Source organism: Peribacillus sp. (genome assembly GCF_059453735.1).
This window is the reverse complement of sequence record NZ_JAZVJO010000224.1, coordinates 1-6,436: the sequence shown is the minus strand read 5'-3', so window position 1 is coordinate 6,436 and position 6,436 is coordinate 1. Positions and strand designations below refer to the sequence as shown.

The window sequence follows — 6,436 nt, the reverse complement described above, 5'->3', positions numbered from 1 at the left end:
GACGAACAAACTGAAGAACAAAAAACTGTGGCAGACGAGACGGATGGGATTAACCAAAGGTATCATGTGGTGGTACCTGGAGATACCTTGTTTACCCTTGCCATCACCTATTATCATTCCAGGGAAGGGATGGATATCATCCGTGAGTGGAATAAACTTGACAGCGATGAAGTTCAGATAGGGCAGAAGTTAAAAGTCCCAGTAAAAGAATAACGAAAACCTGTGAATGCGATTCCTCGCTATTTACGGGTTTTTTTTGTAATAAAGCATAAAGTCAAAGTGGACATACATAGGTATAGGAGTGAGAATCTAAGTCTTCCTTATAACAAGTGAGCGGAGGGACATACGATGGAATCGGCAATTATTTTATTAGATGATTTGACAGATCAGACGACGAAACAGATGCTGCATAATGTTGTAATGAGAAAAAGAAAATTTGAGGCATTAGAGAAAAAATATTTACAATGGGTTTGGGCTGCATTGGCGGCTACACTTATGCTTCTTTTTGATGTTTACTTTTATATTGCTGTTCCATATTCTTATTCATTCGCAAAAATGTTTACAGTTTTTGTGGAAGGATTCGGCCACTTTATTTTGTTAGGACTGGCATTGGGCGCAAATGGATATATGGTTTTAATGAAAAAGAAAATGGATAAAGCAGAAAAAGAATATCAGGGACTTCGAACTGAAATTATTAGTAAAAGCAATATATTGTGGGAGCAGGAAGAAAGTTGGAAAAGCCGTCACAAAGTGTTCGAAATGATGAAGAAAAAATTCGACATAAACCTTTACCATGAAAATAAGTAAGTAATAAAAAATAAAGGTATTTCAGTAAAAGTATGGAATAGGTAGTTATTACACTAATGGGGTGATAGACATGTTTGCAAAAAGTATAATGATACCAAAGTTTCATTGTCATGTTATTCAGCATGATGATACAATTCACACTGCATTAGAAAAGTTAAAAAAGCACGATGTGGACGGCCTTCCTGTTTTAAAAGGAAATAGTTATAAAGGAATCATTACTAGGTATCTTATTTATAAACACTATTTTGAATCAGAATCGTCGAGGGAAACTTACGTACATGAAACCCTCGCTGCTGATATTGCTACACATCAAGAAAGTTTCTTAACAGGAAAAGAAATCTTTGAACGAACACTTATAGATCTAAAAGATTTCCCAATCTTGGCTGTGGTTGATGAAAAAGGTGAGTTTCTTGGGGTTGTGACGAGAAGCGATGTGGTCGAACAATTCAAAAGTGCTTTCGGTATGCTGAGACCAGGGATTCGGATCGCGTTCACGACGGTCGAAACAGAAGGCCGAATTGCTCGGCTGTCTGAGATTGCTCATCAGTACCGTGAGCATATCATTTCCCTCGTTACGTTCGATGAAACGGACAAGCTTGTACGCCGCATTGTTATGAAAGTTGAAAAAAAATCAAACACTCAAAAGTTCATTAAAAAATTAGAAGATGCAGGGTTCGGTATTCTTGATATTCAAGAAGATGAATAAACAGGGCAAGGGGGCAGGCAGCATGCGGCTTCCTTGCTCTTTTTTAGAGTTATATCTGCCTATACAATTTTGGCGATAAATGGTAGTATTTAGCCAGATAAAAAGCAACAAGAGAAAGGTTGGCGCAAGATGGTAGTCTATAGTTTAGCGGGTGTACTGGGAGCAGTGGTAATTCTTGTTTTCATAATGTGGAGGCAGGCTTATCAAAATAGGGTTTTACAACAAATTTTGTATTTCCCTGATTTCCCCGAATCCTTTGGTGAAATGAAAATATTTTTTATATCTGATATACATAGGAGAACCATTGATGATCGAATCATTAACTTTATTATTGGAAAAGCAGATATCGTGATTATCGGAGGAGATCTTCGTGAAGGCGGGATATCCCTTAAACAAGTGGAAGTAAATATTAGTAAGCTAAAGAAGATTGGTCCCGTGTACTTTGTCTGGGGTAACAATGATTATGAAGGAGATTATCATGCATTAGATGCGATGCTGCTTAAGAATGACGTGAAAATTCTAGATAATACAGCGGTAAGTTTTGAGTCCAGTGAAGGAGATCGTCTTTCATTAATGGGTGTGGATGATATGAGTGTTAACCGCGCTAAACTTACGATGGCTGTGGAGGATGCTGAACAAGTATTTCGCATATTGGTCAGTCATAACCCTGAAATACGCCACTATTTAAAAGAGGAACAATCGATTAGGCTGGTTTTAGCTGGTCATACTCATGGAGGACAAATTAGAATTTTTGGGTTTGGTCCATATAAAGCAGGAGGCATCGAAAAACAAGGTGATACACTGTTGTTGACGAGTAATGGGTATGGAACAAGTGCTGTGCCGCTTAGGTTAGGTTCCAAGCCTGAAACCCATTTGCTGATTTTGAAAAAAGGAGATAAGCGACCTCAAAATCCCAAGGTACACACTTTTTAATGGTTGTTTACATATCCGAATTTTACAGACTACATGTAATGTCCTATACTTTAAGAAATCGACTATTCCTTTAGATGGAGGCATTAGGTACGCATGCATGAAGGTAAATATAATATTAAAGCAGCATCAACCATTCTAGGCATTCCGTCGGGTACGCTGCGCGCATGGGAGCGTCGGTATCAATTTATCGCTCCAGACAGAAATGAATCAGGGCATCGTCTATATTCAGATAAACAGATTCAAATCTTAAAAGGATTGATTGAAAAAACAAAGCAGGGCTTTACGATTAGTCAAGCAGTTGCCTTACTTGATCGTGAGGGAAGCACAGAAGCTATAGAAGAATCGATTATAACCGATAATCAGATAAAGGATTATTCTGAAAAACTGATTAAGGCTCTTTTGGCTTTTGAAGAGGATAAAGCACATAGTATCATCAATCAAGTATTCAGTATGTTTACAGTTGAAATAGCTGTTATTGATATTTTAGGCGCGTCTCTCGTTAAAATTGGTGATATGTGGGAGAATGGTGAGATAAACACTGCACATGAACACTTTGCTTCTTCCATTTTACAGGCGCGAATTAGTTTTATTATGCATACTCAGCCTTCAAATCCCATGATGCCGAAAGCCGTAATGGTATGTGGTCCAGAAGAAAAACATGAATTAGGGTTACTAATATTCACGCTTTACTTGAGGAGAAAAGGCTATGGGACCATTTATTTGGGAGCAAGCATCGCTGAAAGTGATTTAGAAACAGTCCTTGATGCTGTCAATCCGGGCTACCTATTTCTATCGTGTACAATGCCGGCGTGCTATATAAAAACAATGAAGATGTTACCTCTTATCAAGCAGAAATATCCCCAGCTTAAAATAGGTCTGGGAGGAACAGGATTTGCTGGGTACGAAGAAGATTTGTTCGTAGGAGACAAGCCGACTGAGTGGAATAAGTGGTTGAATAGATAAAGATAAAATATGCACCCCGTGCGGCCGACTTCATAGTATGGATGAAGAAGGTTTTCCCGGGGGGCATTTTTTTATGAGGCTTGAGCGATTATCTCACAATAAAATTAAAATTTTTTTTACGTTTGATGATCTTTTCGACCGAGGAGTAACTAAAGAAGAGATTAGAGGCAATTCTCTAAAGGTCCATAAGCTCTTTCAAGATATGGTAGAGGAAGCTTGTGAGGAACTTGACTTTGATATGAGCGGGTCCATAGCCATTGAGATTATTTCACTTCAGGCTCAAGGTCTCGTCATCATTGTGACAAAGGAAGAAGAAGATACGCTGACGGACGAAGAGGACTATTTAAATCTAAAAGTCAAAATGGACGATTGTCCGCATATTCTATATTTCTTTCATGATATTGAGGACGTAATACAGCTTTGTTATCGCTTATGCCTAAAGGAGCTTTCTGTAAGTTCCCTCTATTTATACGAAGATCAATATTATTTACTACTGGACGATATCCAAGAGGAACTCTTTGATGCGGTTAGTTCTTTAGCAGCAGAGTATGGTCGTGCATCTACACTCACCTTGTTTAGGATTAATGAATATGGGAAATGTTTGATTCCTAAAGAAGCGATCACCACCTTAACCAGATATTTTCGCAAATAGGAAGCGGGACGTTGAACATTCAATGAATACAGGTAGGAATTAAATCAGTTTAGAAGAAAGGGCTATCGGGAAGATATGAATAGGAGAATAAAATACTCTTAAATAATTGGTAACGGTTACAATTGTTTGGAGGAATTTGACTATTTCATTTTTTTATGGCTTTTCAGATAATCGGCAAAGGTGTATACTATGTCATGAAAGCTGGCCGATAGCCTATTAAATGATGATTTTTAGGAGGTACACAGATGGTAGCCGAAAAAGGTACTGACCATGACAGCCAACAGGAGAAAAATGATGTGCTGAAGTCGACTCAAACTGTAATACATAAAGCATTAGACAAACTTGGATACCCGGAGGAAGTTTACGAGCTCTTAAAAGAGCCTTTACGAATGTTAACCGTGAAAATTCCAGTCAGAATGGATGATGGTGCTGTAAGGATCTTCACAGGATACCGTGCTCAGCATAACGATGCAGTAGGTCCGACAAAGGGAGGAATCCGTTTTCATCCTAATGTAACAGAACGTGAAGTGAAAGCTCTATCAATCTGGATGAGTCTTAAATGCGGCATTGTTGACTTGCCATATGGCGGAGGGAAGGGCGGAATCGTCTGTGATCCTCGCAATATGTCATTCCGTGAATTGGAAAAGCTAAGCCGAGGGTACGTCCGTGCTATCAGCCAAATTGTTGGACCAACTAAAGATATCCCAGCACCTGATGTATTTACTAATTCACAAATTATGGCTTGGATGATGGACGAGTATAGCCGTCTTGACAGTTCGAATTCTCCTGGTTTCATTACGGGTAAACCTCTTGTACTAGGTGGATCTCATGGCAGGGAGTCAGCTACCGCAAAAGGTGTAACGATTTGTATTAATGAGGCAGCGAAGAAAAAAGGCATTAGTGTCAAAGGGGCACGTGTGGTTGTTCAAGGATTTGGAAATGCAGGTAGTTTCTTAGCTAAATTCATGCATGACGCGGGTGCGATTGTTGTGGGTATTTCCGATGCATACGGCGGTTTATATGATCCAAAGGGTCTCGATATTGATTATCTCCTTGATCGCCGAGACAGCTTTGGTACAGTAACGAAGCTGTTTAAAAATACCATAACGAACAAAGAACTATTAGAACTGGATTGTGATATTCTTGTTCCAGCTGCAATTGAGAACCAAATTACGGAAGAAAATGCCCATAATATCAAGGCGAAAATCGTTGTAGAAGCAGCAAATGGCCCAACAACGATTGAAGCAACTCAAATACTTACAGAACGTGGAATTCTGCTTGTTCCTGATGTACTAGCGTCTTCCGGTGGTGTGACTGTTTCTTATTTCGAATGGGTTCAAAATAATCAAGGGTATTATTGGAGTGAAGAAGAGGTTGAAGAGAAATTAGAGAAAATCCTCGTCAAGTCTTTTAATAATGTCTATGAGCTCGCCCATTCGCGCCGAGTAGATATGCGTCTCGCAGCCTATATGGTCGGTGTCAGGAAGATGGCTGAGGCCTCGCGGTTCCGCGGCTGGGTATAAACACTCAAGTCTTACTAGTTGAATAGGTGAAAAAAATCTCCTATCATTAAGTGATAGGAGATTTTTTTTAGACGGGAACCCATACTAACTTTAACAGCATGAAAAATACGGGAAACCGTGATAGGGAGCGCATATTATGAAAAAAGAAAGTGTAATTGTTATAGGAGGAGGTCCCTGTGGACTCGCAGCTGCGATAGCCGTAAATGATATAGGTAAGCAAGCACTAGTTCTTGAAAAAGGGAATATAGTTGATGCGATTTATCATTATCCAACACATCAGACATTTTTTAGTACGAGTGAAAAATTAGAAATAGGTGATGTGGCTTTTATTACGGAAAACAGGAAACCTGTTCGCAGCCAAGCACTTGCTTATTACCGAGAGGTAGTGAAACGGAAGAATTTACGGGTTAATTCTTTTGAAGAAGTGAAAAGTGTGAAGAAGCTCGGTGAAAATAATTTTCATGTCATCACATCAAAAGATGAATATCAAGCTGAAGCCATTGTGGTCGCTACCGGTTATTACGGCCAGCCAAATTACTTGAACATTCCAGGTGAAAACCTTCCGAAAGTGTCTCATTATTTTAAAGAGGGTCACCCTTTCTTTGATACTGATGTAGCTGTAATCGGCGGTAAGAATTCAAGTATTGACGCAGCGCTTGAATTGATTAAGTCCGGAGCAAGAGTAACCGTTCTATACAGAGGATTAGAGTATTCTCCAAGTATTAAGCCTTGGATCCTGCCAGAATTTGAATCATTGGTACGTAATGGGACCATTACCATGGAGTTTGGAGCCTGTGTTGACAGCATAACGGAAGACAGCTTGAGTTACCATGTGGATGATAAAACGAAGGA

The 6,436-nt window shown here is 39.3% G+C and carries 8 protein-coding genes; all 8 read left to right on the top strand.

What is annotated here, in order from left to right:
• On the top strand, positions 1-213 hold a 213-nt coding region (locus tag AC52RT_RS07065; RefSeq protein ID WP_495540089.1), incomplete at its 5' end, for a LysM peptidoglycan-binding domain-containing protein.
• A gap of 135 nt (positions 214-348) precedes the next feature.
• A complete protein-coding gene (locus AC52RT_RS07060) occupies positions 349-807 on the top strand; it encodes a DUF2663 family protein (RefSeq protein WP_495540088.1) in 459 nt (152 codons plus the stop codon).
• Positions 808-877: 70 nt separating this feature from the next.
• A complete protein-coding gene (locus AC52RT_RS07055) occupies positions 878-1,513 on the top strand; it encodes a CBS domain-containing protein (protein ID WP_495540087.1) in 636 nt (211 codons plus the stop codon).
• Between the two features lie 264 nt (positions 1,514-1,777).
• On the top strand, positions 1,778-2,446 hold the full coding sequence (locus AC52RT_RS07050; protein WP_495540086.1) for a metallophosphoesterase: 669 nt from the start codon (positions 1,778-1,780) through the stop codon (positions 2,444-2,446).
• Between the two features lie 93 nt (positions 2,447-2,539).
• The gene (locus AC52RT_RS07045) at positions 2,540-3,409 is read left to right on the top strand and encodes a MerR family transcriptional regulator (RefSeq protein WP_495540085.1); all 870 of its coding nucleotides are present in this window, start codon (positions 2,540-2,542) and stop codon (positions 3,407-3,409) included.
• A 73-nt stretch (positions 3,410-3,482) separates the two neighbouring features.
• On the top strand, positions 3,483-4,061 hold the full coding sequence (locus tag AC52RT_RS07040; protein ID WP_495540084.1) for a genetic competence negative regulator: 579 nt from the start codon (positions 3,483-3,485) through the stop codon (positions 4,059-4,061).
• A 245-nt stretch (positions 4,062-4,306) separates the two neighbouring features.
• The gene (locus AC52RT_RS07035; RefSeq protein ID WP_495540083.1) at positions 4,307-5,584 is read left to right on the top strand and encodes a Glu/Leu/Phe/Val family dehydrogenase; all 1,278 of its coding nucleotides are present in this window, start codon (positions 4,307-4,309) and stop codon (positions 5,582-5,584) included.
• Between the two features lie 136 nt (positions 5,585-5,720).
• Positions 5,721-6,436 (top strand): NAD(P)-binding domain-containing protein (locus AC52RT_RS07030; RefSeq protein ID WP_495540082.1); only part of this gene is annotated, 716 nt, incomplete at its 3' end.